This window comes from Pseudarthrobacter adonitolis (assembly GCF_055412845.1).
Map to the genome: position 1 here is coordinate 134,054 of NZ_JBVAYW010000004.1, position 14,228 is coordinate 148,281.

The 14,228-nt window shown below is 66.2% G+C and carries 17 protein-coding genes and 3 pseudogenes; 10 read left to right on the plus strand and 10 right to left on the minus strand.

Annotation, left to right across the window (positions count from 1 at the left end):
* Nucleotides 1–24: 24 nt before the first annotated feature.
* Together ACZYZ4_RS06700 and ACZYZ4_RS06705 are read left to right on the plus strand one after the other, a co-directional pair.
* The gene (locus ACZYZ4_RS06700; RefSeq protein WP_463859304.1) at nucleotides 25–615 is read left to right on the plus strand and encodes a hypothetical protein; all 591 of its coding nucleotides are present in this window, start codon (nucleotides 25–27) and stop codon (nucleotides 613–615) included.
* Nucleotides 616–721: 106 nt separating this feature from the next.
* A complete protein-coding gene (locus ACZYZ4_RS06705) occupies nucleotides 722–1,093 on the plus strand; it encodes a hypothetical protein (protein WP_463859306.1) in 372 nt (123 codons plus the stop codon).
* A 41-nt stretch (nucleotides 1,094–1,134) separates the two neighbouring features.
* Here ACZYZ4_RS06705 and ACZYZ4_RS06710 read toward each other — a convergent pair whose 3' ends face one another.
* A complete protein-coding gene (locus ACZYZ4_RS06710) occupies nucleotides 1,135–1,680 on the minus strand; it encodes a CGNR zinc finger domain-containing protein (protein ID WP_463859308.1) in 546 nt (181 codons plus the stop codon).
* Between the two features lie 71 nt (nucleotides 1,681–1,751).
* Between ACZYZ4_RS06710 and ACZYZ4_RS06715 the strand changes: the two genes are divergently transcribed.
* Nucleotides 1,752–2,756 (plus strand): EamA family transporter, encoded by a 1,005-nt coding sequence (locus tag ACZYZ4_RS06715; protein ID WP_463859310.1) that lies wholly within the window; start codon nucleotides 1,752–1,754, stop codon nucleotides 2,754–2,756.
* Nucleotides 2,757–2,867: 111 nt separating this feature from the next.
* Here ACZYZ4_RS06715 and ACZYZ4_RS06720 read toward each other — a convergent pair whose 3' ends face one another.
* The gene (locus ACZYZ4_RS06720) at nucleotides 2,868–3,131 is read right to left on the minus strand and encodes a WXG100 family type VII secretion target (RefSeq protein ID WP_111908407.1); all 264 of its coding nucleotides are present in this window, start codon (nucleotides 3,129–3,131) and stop codon (nucleotides 2,868–2,870) included.
* Nucleotides 3,132–3,344: 213 nt separating this feature from the next.
* Between ACZYZ4_RS06720 and ACZYZ4_RS06725 the strand changes: the two genes are divergently transcribed.
* Nucleotides 3,345–3,617 (plus strand): DUF2277 domain-containing protein, encoded by a 273-nt coding sequence (locus tag ACZYZ4_RS06725; RefSeq protein WP_463859313.1) that lies wholly within the window; start codon nucleotides 3,345–3,347, stop codon nucleotides 3,615–3,617.
* Between the two features lie 4 nt (nucleotides 3,618–3,621).
* On the opposite strand, the gene ACZYZ4_RS06730 is transcribed toward ACZYZ4_RS06725, so the two are convergent.
* The 6 genes from ACZYZ4_RS06730 to ACZYZ4_RS06755 all read right to left on the minus strand — a co-directional run bounded on the left by ACZYZ4_RS06730 (nucleotide 3,622) and on the right by ACZYZ4_RS06755 (nucleotide 9,208).
* Entirely contained in the window at nucleotides 3,622–6,057 is a 2,436-nt protein-coding gene (locus tag ACZYZ4_RS06730; protein WP_463859315.1) for a heavy metal translocating P-type ATPase, read from the minus strand.
* 24 nt (nucleotides 6,058–6,081) lie between these two features.
* On the minus strand, nucleotides 6,082–6,312 hold the full coding sequence (locus ACZYZ4_RS06735) for a heavy-metal-associated domain-containing protein (RefSeq protein WP_463859317.1): 231 nt from the start codon (nucleotides 6,310–6,312) through the stop codon (nucleotides 6,082–6,084).
* 63 nt (nucleotides 6,313–6,375) lie between these two features.
* Nucleotides 6,376–6,723 (minus strand): metal-sensitive transcriptional regulator, encoded by a 348-nt coding sequence (locus tag ACZYZ4_RS06740; RefSeq protein ID WP_463859319.1) that lies wholly within the window; start codon nucleotides 6,721–6,723, stop codon nucleotides 6,376–6,378.
* A 335-nt stretch (nucleotides 6,724–7,058) separates the two neighbouring features.
* On the minus strand, nucleotides 7,059–7,577 hold the full coding sequence (locus ACZYZ4_RS06745; protein ID WP_463859321.1) for a universal stress protein: 519 nt from the start codon (nucleotides 7,575–7,577) through the stop codon (nucleotides 7,059–7,061).
* 71 nt (nucleotides 7,578–7,648) lie between these two features.
* A complete protein-coding gene (locus ACZYZ4_RS06750) occupies nucleotides 7,649–8,422 on the minus strand; it encodes a class F sortase (RefSeq protein ID WP_463859323.1) in 774 nt (257 codons plus the stop codon).
* Nucleotides 8,423–8,554: 132 nt separating this feature from the next.
* Entirely contained in the window at nucleotides 8,555–9,208 is a 654-nt protein-coding gene (locus tag ACZYZ4_RS06755) for a hypothetical protein (RefSeq protein WP_463859324.1), read from the minus strand.
* Nucleotides 9,209–9,491: 283 nt separating this feature from the next.
* Between ACZYZ4_RS06755 and ACZYZ4_RS06760 the strand changes: the two genes are divergently transcribed.
* The 3 genes from ACZYZ4_RS06760 to ACZYZ4_RS06770 all read left to right on the plus strand — a co-directional run bounded on the left by ACZYZ4_RS06760 (nucleotide 9,492) and on the right by ACZYZ4_RS06770 (nucleotide 11,227).
* Nucleotides 9,492–9,692, plus strand: coding sequence for a hypothetical protein (locus ACZYZ4_RS06760; RefSeq protein ID WP_463859326.1), 201 nt, complete (start codon nucleotides 9,492–9,494; stop codon nucleotides 9,690–9,692).
* A 109-nt stretch (nucleotides 9,693–9,801) separates the two neighbouring features.
* Nucleotides 9,802–10,947: a WD40/YVTN/BNR-like repeat-containing protein gene (locus ACZYZ4_RS06765; RefSeq protein ID WP_463859327.1), complete on the plus strand. Its 1,146-nt coding sequence runs from the start codon at nucleotides 9,802–9,804 to the stop codon at nucleotides 10,945–10,947.
* Nucleotides 10,940–11,227: a MoaD/ThiS family protein gene (locus tag ACZYZ4_RS06770; protein ID WP_463859329.1), complete on the plus strand. Its 288-nt coding sequence runs from the start codon at nucleotides 10,940–10,942 to the stop codon at nucleotides 11,225–11,227. The genes ACZYZ4_RS06765 and ACZYZ4_RS06770 overlap by 8 nt, the downstream gene beginning before the upstream one ends.
* Nucleotides 11,228–11,348: 121 nt before the next feature.
* On the opposite strand, the gene ACZYZ4_RS06775 is transcribed toward ACZYZ4_RS06770, so the two are convergent.
* The gene (locus tag ACZYZ4_RS06775) at nucleotides 11,349–11,585 is read right to left on the minus strand and encodes a hypothetical protein (RefSeq protein WP_463859331.1); all 237 of its coding nucleotides are present in this window, start codon (nucleotides 11,583–11,585) and stop codon (nucleotides 11,349–11,351) included.
* Between the two features lie 238 nt (nucleotides 11,586–11,823).
* Here ACZYZ4_RS06775 and ACZYZ4_RS06780 point away from each other — a divergent pair, with 238 nt between their 5' ends.
* Entirely contained in the window at nucleotides 11,824–12,900 is a 1,077-nt protein-coding gene (locus ACZYZ4_RS06780; RefSeq protein ID WP_463859333.1) for an ATP-dependent DNA ligase, read from the plus strand.
* Between the two features lie 144 nt (nucleotides 12,901–13,044).
* Here the strand turns inward: ACZYZ4_RS06780 and ACZYZ4_RS06785 are convergent.
* Nucleotides 13,045–13,307: pseudogene (locus ACZYZ4_RS06785) on the minus strand (MFS transporter); the annotation flags it as partial.
* Here ACZYZ4_RS06785 and ACZYZ4_RS06790 point away from each other — a divergent pair.
* A pseudogene (locus ACZYZ4_RS06790) lies at nucleotides 13,303–13,866 on the plus strand (CoA-transferase); the annotation flags it as partial. The pseudogenes ACZYZ4_RS06785 and ACZYZ4_RS06790 sit on opposite strands and share 5 nt — an antisense overlap.
* 62 nt (nucleotides 13,867–13,928) lie before the next feature.
* A pseudogene (locus tag ACZYZ4_RS06795) lies at nucleotides 13,929–14,222 on the plus strand (IclR family transcriptional regulator domain-containing protein); the annotation flags it as partial.
* Nucleotides 14,223–14,228: the final 6 nt, after the last annotated feature.

The following is a 14,228-nucleotide window of genomic DNA, read 5'->3' on the forward strand; positions in this document are numbered from 1 at the left end:
GCCGGCGGCCACTAAACTGGACCGGTGAACCAACCACTGACACCCACAGATGCTCCCGCAGGCACCGCCCAGCAGGCAGACCTGTGGAAGCCGGTGCTGCTCCGGGCCGTGGCCGCGCTGGTGTTCGGCGCCGTGACCATTTTCTGGGGCGGACCATCGGTCCAGGTCATGGGCTGGGCAGGCGGGCTGTATCTGCTGGTCACGGGCCTGCTGCTGCTCTGGGCCATCCCGAAGACCGGCTACGCGCGTGACGGCATGCCCGGCAAAATCCTCTCCGCCGCAGGGGCCGCCCTGGCAGGCGCAGGTGTTGCCTTGGCGCTGCTTCACGGGGACCGCGTCTTCGGCGTCGTCGCGGCGGTAGGACTTGGCCTGGCCGGAGCGGTGGAGCTGTACTGCGGACTCCGGTATCGCGGCCGGCACGTGCTGGCCCGCGACTGGCTGGCCTCGGGCATCATCGGGCTTGGCACCGCGGCCGTCCTGCCTTTCTTCATCAGCCTCGGAGCCCATGCCATGCTTGGCGTCGCCGGTGGCGGGGCCATCATCTCCGGTGTGCTGTGGGTCCTGTCCGCGCTGACGCTAAGGCACGATTCCCGGCCCGCCGCCGCGAAGCCGTAAACTAGAAGCGAAAGGTTCTACCCGGCGTAGAAAACACGCCCGGAACAACCCCCGCACACATTCGAACCAGCACGCCCTCCGGCATGGCTGTAGGAGAGGAACTACCTTGGCAGACCAGAAACCAGGAAAACCGCGCAATCTGCGGACCTCGGTGAAGGGGCCGCTGATGTTCTCCGCGTTCTGGGCCGTCCTCGCCTTCGTCGCGGTGCTGATCTTCGCCTCCGGCGGCAGCTCGAAGACCCCCCGGTTCGACCTCGCCTTCACTGGCGCCGGCATCGCGTTCATCGTCACCCTGGTGATCGCCGCCATGCTGGCCATGAGCCACAAGGAGAACGCCGAACATCTGGGCAAGGGATCCGGCGTCAACCTGAGTTCAGCGCGGAAGCCGTCGCATGGATTCGGCGGACACGGCCCAAGCCAAGCCGGCGGCGCCCCTGAGTCTCCGGACGCTGACAGCCCCGGCCCCAGCCACTCCTAGCCCACCGGCTCCTCGCGCGCCGGGCCGGACCCGGCCCTGGCTCAGCGAACCGTCGCCTGCCGCGCTCGGTACGCTGCCACGTGCGCGCGGTTGGCGCAGTTCCCGGTGTCGCAATACCGTTTCGACCGGTTGCGGCTGAGGTCCAAGACCACGGCATCGCAGTCGTCGGCCTCGCACACCAGCAGGCGGTCCATCTCCTTGCTCCGGATGACGTCTACCAGGGCCATGGCAGCTTCAGTGCCCATGCGCTCTGCCAGCGGCGCGTCCCTGGCGGTGGCGTGCAGGTGCCAGTCCCACTCGTCGTGTTTCATCAGCTGGGGGAGTGCGTTCGCCTCGCGCAGCAGGCGGTTGACGCCCGCCACGGCAGAGTCTTCGTCTGCCGTCCACAGGGCGGTAAGCCGACTGCGCAGTTCGTGGACACTGGACACTTCCGCCGCATCGCGGGCGCGGGATCCACTGAACCCTTCGGACTGGAGGAAGTGATCCAGGGCCGCCACCGTGGCGAGTGATTCACGGCCGTTGGCGGCGGTGTTGATCAGGTTGACCACGGTGCGCAGGGCTATTTCGGTGTCAGGGGCAAAGACCATCTTGACTCCTTACTGGGGCCCGGCGTAGTGTCAGGACCATTACCCTACTTTACTCCTGACAGGAGGCGTCGGTGTCTGCCGCCCCTAACCCCGCAGCCGCGGGCGGATTCCTTGGCTCCGGTCTTGGAATCGCGTTGTTCTCTTCTGCTGTCTTCGGGCTATCCGGCTCCTTCGCCAAGGCGCTCCTGGAAACCGGCTGGTCCCCGGGCGCCGCCGTGACGGCCCGCCTGACCGGTGCGGCGCTGATTCTCGCCGTTCCTGCCATTCTGGCTTTGCGCGGACGGTGGTACCAGCTGCGCGACAACTGGGTCACCATCGGTCTTTTCGGCCTGATCGGGGTGGCCGCGTGCCAGCTGTTCTACTTCAACGCCGTAGCCCGCCTCTCCGTGGGCGTAGCGCTGTTGCTTGAGTACCTGGCTCCGGTCCTCATCGTGCTTTGGCTATGGGGAGCCAGCAGGAAGCGGCCACGTGCGTTGACCTTCGGCGGAACAGTGCTGTCGCTCGGCGGCCTGATCCTCGTGCTGGACCTCACCGGAACGGTCAAGATCGACATCATCGGGGTCCTGTGGGGGATGGCCGCTGCCGTCTGCCTTGCCATCTACTTCTTCATCACGGCCAAGGAAAATGATTCCCTGCCGCCCATCGTCCTGGCGTCCGTCGGGCTGCTGGTGGGGGCCGCCGTCATGTGGCTGGCGGCCGCCACGGGACTGCTTCCCATGGCCTTCAGCACCGTGGATACCAGGCTGGGCCCCTGGATCACGCCCTGGTGGGTCTCCTTGGGTGGCCTGGTCATCCTGGCAACAGTCCTGGCGTACGTTTCCGGCATTATCGCTGCCCGCGCCCTTGGCTCCAAGGTTGCGTCCTTCGTTTCGCTGACCGAGGTGCTGTTCGCCGTGATCTGGGCCTGGCTGCTTCTGGGTGAGCTGCCCGGCGCCATCCAACTCCTGGGCGGCGCCCTCATTGTGGGCGGGGTCGTTCTGGTCCGGCTGGACGAGCTGCGCTCCCGGCCGGCCGCAGTGACTGGCGGGGCGCCCGCGCCCCTGGACCACGCGAACGACGTCGAACCTGTGCCCTGAGTGCCGGCTGCCTTGCCCTGACAGGCGCCACAGCACGGTGCACAGCCGTTAAATGCCGCGGGGGCCCGGACGCTGTGCTGTGTCCGGGCCCCCGCGTTAGAGCTTCTGCGGTTAGCGTGAAGCCTGGTCCTGCTCGTTGGCGTTCTTGGTGGCCTTCTGGCCGGCATCCTTCAGCGCCTGGATGACCTGGTTCAGAGCCGCGGTGTGCGTGCCGGACCATTCGCCGCGGAAGTGGGTGGCGTCAGGGCCTTCCCAGTTGGTGCTGTCCAGCACGCGGGAGAGGTTGGACCGCTGCTGCTCGATTTCGCCAGCACCGGCCTGCAGCTTGCTGCCAAGAGTCCTGAGCTGTTCCACATCTGCGCCCCAAATAGCCATCAGTTTTCTCCTCGTTGTCTTGGATCCGATCCAGATCGGCATCCCCAGCGGCCCCCGGCTCATCCGGAAGATCCATTACCTAGAACCTATCCCGGCCCCAAAACACTGTCGATGGGCACCGCTGCCCATGCACCACTCCCCATGGGCGCGGGACCCGTATCCAGTACAGGGCTGGGGGTCGATCCGAAGCGTTCCAGAGCCTAGCATGGCTGTATGTGCCGGAATATCCGAACCCTCCACAATTACGAACCGCATGCCACCTCTGAGGAAGTGCATGCCGCCGCGCTGCAGTATGTGCGTAAGGTCAGCGGCAGCACCAAGCCGTCAAAGGCCAACGAAGACGCCTTCGAAGCGGCGGTGCACGAGATCGCCCACATCACCCAACACCTGCTGGATTCGCTGGTCGCCCACGCTCCCGCCAAAGACCGGGAAGAAGAGGCCGCCAAAGCGAAGGCCCGGGCGGCCGTGCGCTTCGGCGCCGCCTGAGGCACTACTTGCCGAAGGTGCGCAGCCGGAGCGAGTTGGCCACCACCAGGACGGAACTCGCCGCCATCGCGGCACCGGCGATCATCGGGTTCAAAAGGCCCAGGGCGGCCACGGGAATGCCGATGGCGTTATAGAAGAACGCCCAGAACAGGTTGGTCTTGATGGTGGCCAGCGTCCGCCGGGACAATTCGATGGCCTGTGCCACTTGTCCCAAATCATTGCCCATAACGGTGAGGTCCGCCGCCTCGATGGCCACATCGGTACCGGATCCCATGGCGATGCCCAGGTCAGCCTGCGCCAGCGCGGCGGCGTCATTCACTCCGTCGCCGGCCATCGCCACAATGGCCCCGCCCGCCTGGAGCCGACGGACGGCGTCGACCTTCCCGGCAGGCAGAACACCTGCATAAACATCGTCAGGGGAAATGCCGACGGCGGCAGCGACCTGCGCGGCCACCGCGGCGTTGTCCCCGGTCAGCAGAATGGGGCGCAGCCCGAGCTTCTTGAGCCTAGCGACCGCTTCTGCGGATCCCGGCTTCACGTTGTCGCGGAGACTGATGATGCCGGCAGGGGTGCCGTCCACCGCCACCCAGATGGCCGTGGCACCGGTGGCTTCCGCGGTGGCCAGCGACTCCAGCTGCGCGCCCGAAGGGCGGACGTCGTTCTCCGTGAGCCAGCCGGTGCGGCCCGCCAAGATCACGCGCCCCTCAATGGTTCCCATCACTCCGCCGCCTGGTGCCGAACGGAAGTGTTCGACGGCGGGGAGCCGCCCGCCGTCGTCGTGCCCGGTTTGCGCCTCAACAGCCGCGGCCGCGATGGCGTGTGCGATCGGGTGCTCCGACGCCGCCTCGACGGCGCCGGCGAGCCGCAGCACGTCCTTGCCTTGGTAACCGTCAAACGCGAGAGTGTTGCCCACAGCGAGTTTTCCGGTGGTGACGGTGCCCGTCTTGTCGAGCAGGATGGTGTCCACGGTGCGGGTGTCTTCGAGGACCTGCGGGCCCTTGATCAGGATGCCCAGCTGGGCTCCCCGGCCGGTTCCGGTGAGCAGTCCCACGGGAGTGGCGAGCCCCAAAGCACACGGGCAAGCGATGACCAGGACGGTGACTGCGGCGGTAAAAGCGGCCCTGAGCTCGGCAGGCTCAATCACCGGTCCGCTGAACGCGAGCCACAGCACAAACGTGAGCACGGCGAGGGCAAGAACTATGGGGACAAAGACGGCGCTGATCCGGTCGGCGAGGCGGGCGATGGGGGCCTTGCCGGTCTGCGCCTGTGAGACCAGCCGAGCCATCTGTGCCAGCGTGGTTTCGGAGCCCACGCGGGTGGCCCGGACCAGCAGCCGGCCGGAAGTGTTGATGGTGGCGCCGGTGACTTTGCTCCCGGGCTCCACCTCCACCGGGACGGATTCGCCGGTCAGCAGGGATGCGTCCACAGCTGAATTGCCATCGATCACCTCTCCGTCCGTGGCGATTTTTTCGCCGGGGCGGACCACCACGACGTCTCCCACGCGGAGCTGATCGGCGGGGACTTTATGTTCGGAGCCGTGGTGAAGGATGGTGGCGTCCTTGGCGCCGAGGTTCAGCAACGCCTTGAGGGCGTCGCCGGCTTTCTGCTTGGCGTTGGCTTCGAGGAACCGGCCTAGGAGCAGGAAGGTGGTGACCACGGCTGCCACTTCGAAGTAGAGGCCGGCGGACTCCATTCCGACCATGGCCGGCTGCTCCGTCATGCTGGGATCCGTGGCGAGTTGCCACACGCTGAACAGGTAGGCGGCAGCGACGCCGATGGACACCAACGTGTCCATGGTCGACGCCAGATGGCGCGCATTGACGGCCGCAGCGCGATGGAAGGGCCAGGCCGCCCAGCTGACCACCGGAAGCGCCAGGGCCCCGGCTACCCAGCCCCAGTTGGGAAACTGCAGTGCCGGAATCATCGAAATCGCGAGGACGGGGACGGTGAGTACCGCCGCGAGGATCAGCCTTGGCCACAGCTTGGCGGCGGCGGGACCGTGGGACATGTGGTCGTGCGTGCCAACGGAGCCGCCGTGTTGCAGGTGGTCACCAGGCGCGGCACCGTCGGAGACATGCTCTGCATGCTCGCTCGTGCCTCGCTTAGACGCATGCTGCCGCATGCCCCCGACGTCGCCGCTGGCGGGCGGCACGCCGAGGGTGTCGGTTCCGTGGCCGGCATTTTGGCTCAGGTAGCGCGCGGGTCGGACCGTTGCCTTGTAACCCGTGGCGTTGACGGTGTCCACAATCTGCTGGTCCGTGATGCCGGCCGGGACGGTGACGTGGGCGGATTCCAGCGGCAGGTTGACGGAGGCTTCGACGCCGTCGAGCTTGCCCAGCTTCTTTTCCACGCGGTTCACGCAGGAGGCGCAGGTCATGCCCTCAATGTCCAGTTCAACCACCCGGCTTTGGGGTTCGTGATGGAGATGTTCTGTACTCATGATGGATCCCCCGATCGGACGGCGTTACGCGTCGTTGGCAACAACCAGGTAGCCGGCCTCGGCTACCGCTTCGCCGATCTCGGACGGCGACAGCTTCTGGCTTGAGGTAATGGTGACGGTGGAAATGCCGCCGGCGTTGAGTTCGACGTCGATCGTTTCAACCCCGGCGAGCGCTTCAAGTTCCTCGCTGACAGACGAAACGCAGTGGCCGCAGGTCATGCCGGACACGTTGACGGTGGTGAAGGTGGTGCTCATGGCTGGCTCCTTGAAAGGGGGCCGGCGGTAGCCGGCCGTGAATGAGTGGTCAGTGGCAGGTGGTCAGCGCAGGAGGCGGCCGATGGCCTCTGTAGCTTCCTTGACTTTGACGTCGATGGCTTCAGCGCGAAGGGCAGGATCGGGTTCCCCGGCGGCGCCCACCACGCAGTGGCCGATGTGCTCTTCGACGAGTCCCAGGCTCACAGCGTGAAGGGCCTTGGTGACCGCGGAGACCTGGGTCAGGATGTCGATGCAGTATTTGTCCTCATCCACCATCCGGGCGATGCCGCGGACCTGGCCCTCGATGCGCTTGAGCCTGCGCAGGTATGCCTCTTTGTTGGCGGTGTAGCCATGCGGAGGCGCCGGGGTGGTGCCAGTGTGTGTGGTCAAGGTTTCCTGCGAAGGTTCCATGCTGCCAACATATACCCAGTGGGGGTATATGGCAAGTACCCCCTGGGGGTATCCAAAACGGGGATGTGCCCGCGGCGAGCCCGGGGCCGTGTGGCGATGGAAGGGCACAAAAAAGCTCCGGAGTGCGTTATTGGGGGATACGCACTCCGGAGCAGCTTTTGGGCAGATTCACCCGGACGCTGCGGCCGGATCCTTCTGCTTGAATTAGCTTACTTGCCGCTACAGCCATCCGCTACCACCTCGAATAACTACTTTCGCTTTATTATTTCGGTAACCCGAAAACCGCCCCGGATGGGGCGAGACGACGCGTTCAGGCCAACGGTGCAGCTCCCGGCTCAGTCATCGTCCTGATGCGCCGGCCTCCGGTAGGGAACCACCAGCACTGGCCGGCTTTGATGATGCGTCAGCCAGAGTCCCACTGATCCGTTGAGCAGTTCGGAGATCCGGTGGGTCAGGCCCCGCTCCGACGTTCCCACGATGATCATGGGGGAGTTACTTTCCGCGGCGAGCCGGGCGAGGGCGCGGCCCGGATCCCCCGCCAGGGTCCGCATAGTCCAATCCACGGGGGCGCCCGACGTCGCGGCGGCGGCCACGGCTTCTGCGATCACCGCCCTGAGTTCCGTGGTGACGGAGCGTATATCGTCGTCGTCCTTGTCCGGGTGCAGCGACAGCCGGTGCGCGGATCTGGTCGGATCCCATTCCACCAGGTAGCTGGCCTCGTCAACATAGGCGAACAGCAACGGCGCTGACAGGCGGGCTGCGAGGGATGTTGCGGTCTTCAGCACCTCGGGATGCTGATCCGGCAGCACACCGACCAGGAGTGGAGGCGGGCCACTGAAACGTTCTGGACTCATAAGGCCATTCTGTGCCGCCGGGTGCCACTTGAACAGGGGGCGCGGCGCGTGCATGTGTCAGCGTGGACGTGTTAAGCGGCAGCGGGTGACGCCGAGACCACCACGTTTTTCCCCCACGGGTCTTCCGTGTAGCAGCTGATCAGGACCACGCGGCTCGGCACCATGTCCCAGATGGGGCTGTCTTTGAGGCTGTCCTTGAGGTAGGTGGTGACGCTGTCCACGCGGTAAGGGATGGTGCCGGTTTCCGTGACGACGTCGAAGGTGTCGCCGACGACGGCAGCGGAGCTGAGGTGGTTGAACGGGGCGTCCCGGCCCTCCCAGCTGTGCCCGATGATGTACGTGGTATTGCCCGACCCGTTGCCGGGAGTCCCGAACGGTGTCAGCCAATACCCGTCCATGGTGGTGGGCGGCTCCACTGTCCGGGTGGCCACAGCCGAGGCGTCCGGTTCAAGGGGATGGACGGCCGTGTCGATTGCCGCAGCGGGGTAGAGGATACGCAGGGGCGCGGAGGCTTCCGGCAAGACCGGTCCGGCGGCGGCAGTGTCTGTGGCGGCGGTGTCTGTGGCGGGGGCTGCCTCGGCAGGTGCCCGTTGCACCCCGCCTGTGGCGGACAGCGGCCAAGGAACGGACGACGGCGTTGCCCGGGATGGTGCCGACAGCTCCGCTGCGGGGACGGCGGCTTCCCCGTGCTTGAGCAGGGGAGCACCGAAGGTGAGGGACAGAAAACCCAGGACTCCGCACAGCAGGATTGCCAGATCTCCATGGTTCCATCCCCGGACGCGCAGGACTTCCAGGACACGCAGAACGCCACCGCGGACGCCGTGTGTGCTGGAGTGCTTGGCCATGGTGTTCCTTTGCGTTCAGAAGCCTTTGCGTTCAGAAGGTGGAGGGTGCGCCAGCTTGAAATTGCGCCGAGGGCGTCCCGCCAGGCTTTGGCGGGACGCCCTCGGCGACAGTCCGTGGCAGCGCTGGCGGCGTCAGCCCGCCGTCGGCGATTCCGTGCGGGACTTGCGGCGGACCGCAACCACGGCGCCTGCACCCAGCAGGACACCCAGGCCGGCCAGCCACGTAGCGCCCTCATCCGTTCCACCCGCGGCGGTTTGTGCGTTGAAGCCCTGGTTGGTGCCCTTGCTGACAGTCGCCGGAGCCTTGGCCGCTGCGCCCTGCGGGGCGGCGGCCTGAGGTGCTGGCGTCTGTGCGGCCGGAGTCAGCGTGACCGGGATTTCAGTCACCGGGGTGGACTGCTCGACCCCGGTGACTGTCTCCTCCTCAACAGGCGGGTCAACAGGCGGGTCTACCGGGGGATCCACAGGTGGATCGACGGGCGGGTCTACCGGGGGATCCACAGGCGGATCGACGGGCGGGTCCACCGGGGGCGGCGTTACGCAGGCCTGGGTAGGGTCACCACCCACGGGCCACCAGTTCAATCCGGCTGGCAGAAGAGGGTTCGGCGGGATGATGTCATCGTCGTGCCCGCCATGTCCCGCCAGGCCGTTCACGCCGTTGAGGTCGATCGTGATGGTCCTTCCGTTATGGCAAAGAGTGTAGTTGTCGGCCGCGGAGGCCGGGGTTGCGGTGACACTGAGCATTGCCAGCCCCGCGACCCCCAAAATTGCGAAGGTTCGTTTCATGGTGTTCTCCCCAGTCTGTTCAGAAACGGACCACGACGGCGAGGGGTAGCGGCGGCCCGGAATTCCCCAACAGCATGGTCAGCTTGCTTTTGTGACTTCAGGCTAGGGGCGGCGGAGGGGTGTCGTCGCGAGTAGCGGGTACTCATCTTTTTGCCCCTTTGACCTGCGGCGATACCTGCCCCTACCCGGGAACGGGAGAGTACTACTGGGATGCAGCGGTCGCCCTTGAACGGTGACTTGCGCGCGCCTAACGTTGAGTCATACGGAAGGTGAGTGACGGGGTATGGAAATCTACATGTGGTGGCTGGACCTGAACCTGGAAAGCAAAGAATGGCTGCGGGAGAACCTACGGGCCGAGGAACTGCCGCTGCCCGTGCTGCAGGGCATCGCCGAGGCCGGCGGACCGCATCCTTCTATTCCCGTTGCGGTCCTCACCGAAGCGGACTGGGATTTCATCGAGACGCAGTCCGAATTCGTTGACTGACAGGGCGCCGCCGGCACGGCCCATGCGTCCAGTCCGCGCGGGACCAATCCACCACGCCCAGTCCACATAGCGAAGAAAAGCGTTGCGGCCCTTCGGCCGTGGTGGTTGCATGGGGTGCATGGCAACCGCAGAGAACTATGTCTTAGCGATCGGGACCAAAAAAGGCCTCTGGCTGGCCACCAGCCAGGACCGGAAGAAATGGTCCTTCTCCGGCCCGCATTTCCTGATGAGCGAAATCCCCAGCATCGGGATCGACACACGGGACGACCGTACCCGGATCATGGTGGGCGTCAGGTCCGAGCACTGGGGCCCTACCGTGGCCCACTCCGATGACCTTGGCGCCACCTGGACCGAACCCGAACAGGGCGCCATTACCTTTCCCGAAGACACCGGCTCGGCAGTGGAGCGCATCTGGCAGATCTACCCGGACGCAGAGTCGCGGCCAGGAGTGGTGTGGGCAGGCGCCGAGCCGATTTCGGTCTGGAAATCCACCGACGGCGGCGAGCATTTCGAACTCAACCGCGGGCTGTGGGACCACCCTCATCGCAGCGACTGGGGTGCGGGCTACGGCGGCGCAGCCGCCCACTCCATCGTGGTGAATCCGGCCGGGGACAACGTCCACGTCGCCATGAGCACCGGCGGTGTGTACCGCTCGCTGGACGGCGGTGCGTCCTGGGAGCCCCGTAACAAGGGTATTTCGGCCTACTTCATGCCGGACCCCAATCCTGAGTTCGGCCAGTGCGTCCACAAGATCGCGGCGGATGCTGCGGTGGAAGGACGGCTGTACGCGCAGAACCATCACGGCGTCTACCGCACGGATGACAACGGCGAAAACTGGAACTCCATCGCCGAAGGCCTTCCGGCCGACTTCGGTTTTGTGATGCTGACGCACGCGCGGCGGCAAGGCACCGCCTGGGTTGTGCCGCTCAAGGCCGACGGCGAGCGGATCCCGCCGGAAGGAAAGCTTGCCGTGCACCGAACGGACGATGCCGGGGCCACCTGGAAGCGCCTGGATACGGGCCTGCCCGAGGGGGAATTCAATAGTGTGCTCCGCGACGCGGCGGGCGTGGATTCATCCGAGCCGGCCGGCGTCTACTTCGGCACGCGCGGCGGCACGGTGTATGCCAGCGCGGATGAAGGGGAGACGTTTGCTGAAGTTGTCAGCCATCTCCCGGATGTCCTGTGTGTCCGCGCTGCCGTGGTCGCCGGGGCGGGACAGAGGGTTCCGGAAACGTCAGCGGCCCGCGGTGCCTGACATCAGCGTGGTACTTCCCAGCATCCTCCAGCCGCTGGCCGGCGGGCAGTCCATCCTGACTGCGCCCGCCGAAGGGACGGTGACGGTGGGAAGCCTGCTGGATTCGGTGACCGGGGGTTACCCGGTGCTGGCCAGGCGGCTGCGGGACGAAACCGGAGCACTTCGCCGGTACGTGAATATTTACGTTTCTGGCGACGAAGTCCGCCGGCTCAAGGGCCTGGAAACCGAGGTGTTGCCCGGGCAGGAGGTGCTGGTCATCCAGTCGGTGGCCGGAGGTTAAGGCCGAACCGTCTCGTCGGCGGTCTGGCGGCAGTCCTGACTGACTGCGCCCGCCGTCGAGGGCAAGGTTCCGCGGTGCAAAGTGCAGCAAGGAGGCTATATGCCAGCCGCCCGAAGCCGGGTCAGGCAATCCGCCAGACGCTGCATTCGTCCGTATTGATCGCTTTCCGCATGCCGGTGTGATGGTCCATGATCCAGACAACGCCGATTCCCGGCGCTGTCTCCTGGACAAGGCCACGGCGGATGACCACGTCGTCGTAGCTGGGGCCTACAGAGAGGCGGGCCTCGATTTCATCGCCGCGGTGGAGCTGGTCCAGGGCGCGGACTCTTGCTACATGGGCTTTGGCTTCCTTCAACATGGGGGCCTCCTGGCTGGAGCTGGTGCCTGCGCTTGCCGGCACTTCCAGTGTGGCGGCGCAATGTTGCGCCCGGGTTTCCTCAACGTTAGGAGCCGGTTAGTTCTCCGCGATCGATGCGTTTCCGGCGGCACCATGGGATTCGGGAATGCCGCCCGCCAAACCCCGCGGGGGCCTTGAGTTGGGCATTGTGCCAGTTCAGGCCTACCGCCGGCGGGTCTCCCGGACAACAATGGGCACTATGCAACTTCCCGTGATGCCTCCCGTCCCACCCATGCTCGCCAAGGCCGTCAGCGGAATGCCCGACGGGGCCCTCAGCTATGAGCCCAAGTGGGACGGGTTCCGGTCCATCATCTTCCGCGACGGCGATGAGCTGGAGATCGGCAGCCGCAACGAAAAGCCCATGACCAGGTATTTTCCTGAGCTTGTGGAAGCCCTGAAGGAGAACCTGCCGCCCCGCTGCGTGCTGGACGGCGAGATTGTCCTGGTGGGGGCATCCGGTGACCGGCTGGACTTCGATGCCCTCCAGCAGCGTATCCATCCCGCCGCCAGCCGGGTAAGGCTTCTTGCCGAACAGACCCCCGCCAAGTTTGTGGCCTTTGACCTGCTGGCCCTGGGCGACGACGACTACACGGGCCGGCCCTTCGCCGAGCGGCGGGCAGCGCTGGAAAAGGCGCTCGCCACCAGCAAGGCGCCCGTCCACCTCACGGCGGCGACCCAGGACAAGGTCACCGCCGAGCAGTGGTTCCAACAGTTCGAAGGTGCAGGCCTGGACGGGATTGTGGCCAAGCCCCTGGATGGCAGCTACCAGCCGGACAAACGCGTGATGTTCAAGATCAAGCACGAACGCACAGCTGATTGTGTGGTTGCCGGCTACCGCGTGCACAAGAGCGGACCGGATGCGATCGGCTCGCTGCTGCTGGGCCTGTACAAGGACGACGGCGGCCTGGCCAGCGTGGGCGTGATCGGCGCCTTCCCCATGAAACGCCGGCAGGAGCTGTTCGAGGAACTCCAAACGCTGGTCACGGACTTCGACGGACACCCCTGGGCCTGGGCCAAGCAGGAGGAAGGCGAACGGACCCCGCGCAACGCGGAGGGCAGCCGGTGGAGCGCCGGCAAGGACCTGTCCTTTGTGCCCCTCCGGCCCGAACTGGTGGTTGAGGTCAGGTACGACCACATGGAAGGTGAGCGCTTCCGGCATACCGCCCAGTTTTCACGCTGGCGGCCGGACCGCGATCCCGGGTCCTGCACCTACGCCCAACTGGAGGAACCGGTCAGCTTCGACCTTGCCTCGGTCCTGGAGACCGGCCGACCTTAGACACCCAGTTCACCGCAGGCACCCAAGCCCGCCGCCCGCCGTCGTACGTTCTTGCCCCTAGTTTCTGGCCGTGCGTTCCCGCCCGCTGGTCCCCGCCGGCGTCGAACGTTCCAGTCTGCCCGCCCGGCGGTGCCCAGCGGGGTGCTACTTCAGGCCGAGTTGCTTGGTGGGGACGTTGAAAGTCTCCTTCGCCGTCCGGGCGGAGATGACCGAGATGCCGCAGATGACGGCGGTGAAGATGCGGATCTGGACCCAGCCGCCGACCTTGGTGCTGAACATCTCGGCGCAGAAGACGGCCAGACCGCGTTGGAGGCCGCATAGCCGAAGGAGAAGAAGCCGATGGCCGCGAGGAACATCAGCGGGATGCTGCCGGACTCCAGGCAGAGCAGGAACGCCGGAGTCATCGCGCCCGGCTCGTTCGTGAACCTCGGCATCGGACCGCCCACCCTGGTCTCCAACGACCTCAAGCCGGACAGAACATCACGCTCCACACCGAGAACGGCATGCTGGGCATCGGCCCCGCTGCTGAGGGCGACGACGTCGACGGTGACCTCATCAATGCCGGTAAGATCCCGGTCACGGAGCTGCCCGGGGCGTCCTACTTCCACCACGCGGGCTCGTTCGCGATCATGCGCGGCGGCCACCTGGACATCCTCGCCAACTGGCACACCGACGCCCCTGACGCCATCCCGCAGTGGGCGGCGCGATGGACCTCGCCACCGGCGCCAAGGACGTGTTTGTGATGATGACGCTCCTGACCCGCGAGGTCGCGTCGAAGATCGTGGAAGCGTGCTCCTTACCCGCTCACCGGCGTCGGATGCGTGACGCGCGTGTACACGGACAAGGCCGCCTTCCTGACCGGCCCCGACGGCGTCACTGTCCGCGAGACGTTTGGCTGCACCCTGGAGGAGCTCCAGGCAGCTGCCACCCGCCCCGCTCAAGTCAGCCGCCGCCGTCGCGCTCTAACCCCACCCGGCGCGAACGGACACTTAAGCCCCGCCACCCCCGGCGCGAACTGGCAGCGGCGGATCAACCCCCCGACACCGCGCGCGCTGGACACTGCCCCGGAGCTGCTGGCGGTGCTGGACACCGTCCGCGCCCAGGGCTGGTGCCTGCTGGGCAGGAGCTTGAACTCGGGCTGATGTCGGTTGCCGCTCCCGTGTACGACGGGCCAACCAAGGTGGTGGCCGCGGTGAACGTGTCCCTCCAGTCCCAGTCGGTGGCGGGCCCAGCCGGAAGCTGACGCGTACCTCGCCTCGGTGGCGCAGGAGATCGTCGCTACGGCCAGGCTCATCTCGGCCGACCTCAGCGCGAGCCAGTAAGCCTGC

Excerpts from the sequence above, each read along its gene's own strand:
- ACZYZ4_RS06710 (WP_463859308.1), bottom strand. The coding sequence starts at position 1,680 with ATGGTCTTTGCCCCTGACACCGAAATAGCCCTGCGCACCGTGGTCAAC.
- ACZYZ4_RS06720 (WP_111908407.1), bottom strand. The coding sequence starts at position 3,131 with ATGGCTATTTGGGGCGCAGATGTGGAACAGCTCAGGACTCTTGGCAGC.
- ACZYZ4_RS06725 (WP_463859313.1), top strand. The coding sequence starts at position 3,345 with ATGTGCCGGAATATCCGAACCCTCCACAATTACGAACCGCATGCCACC.
- ACZYZ4_RS06730 (WP_463859315.1), bottom strand. The coding sequence starts at position 6,057 with ATGAGTACAGAACATCTCCATCACGAACCCCAAAGCCGGGTGGTTGAA.
- ACZYZ4_RS06735 (WP_463859317.1), bottom strand. The coding sequence starts at position 6,312 with ATGAGCACCACCTTCACCACCGTCAACGTGTCCGGCATGACCTGCGGC.
- ACZYZ4_RS06740 (WP_463859319.1), bottom strand. The coding sequence starts at position 6,723 with ATGGAACCTTCGCAGGAAACCTTGACCACACACACTGGCACCACCCCG.
- ACZYZ4_RS06745 (WP_463859321.1), bottom strand. The coding sequence starts at position 7,577 with ATGAGTCCAGAACGTTTCAGTGGCCCGCCTCCACTCCTGGTCGGTGTG.
- ACZYZ4_RS06750 (WP_463859323.1), bottom strand. The coding sequence starts at position 8,422 with ATGGCCAAGCACTCCAGCACACACGGCGTCCGCGGTGGCGTTCTGCGT.
- ACZYZ4_RS06755 (WP_463859324.1), bottom strand. The coding sequence starts at position 9,208 with ATGAAACGAACCTTCGCAATTTTGGGGGTCGCGGGGCTGGCAATGCTC.
- ACZYZ4_RS06760 (WP_463859326.1), top strand. The coding sequence starts at position 9,492 with ATGGAAATCTACATGTGGTGGCTGGACCTGAACCTGGAAAGCAAAGAA.
- ACZYZ4_RS06765 (WP_463859327.1), top strand. The coding sequence starts at position 9,802 with ATGGGGTGCATGGCAACCGCAGAGAACTATGTCTTAGCGATCGGGACC.
- ACZYZ4_RS06775 (WP_463859331.1), bottom strand. The coding sequence starts at position 11,585 with ATGTTGAAGGAAGCCAAAGCCCATGTAGCAAGAGTCCGCGCCCTGGAC.
- ACZYZ4_RS06780 (WP_463859333.1), top strand. The coding sequence starts at position 11,824 with ATGCAACTTCCCGTGATGCCTCCCGTCCCACCCATGCTCGCCAAGGCC.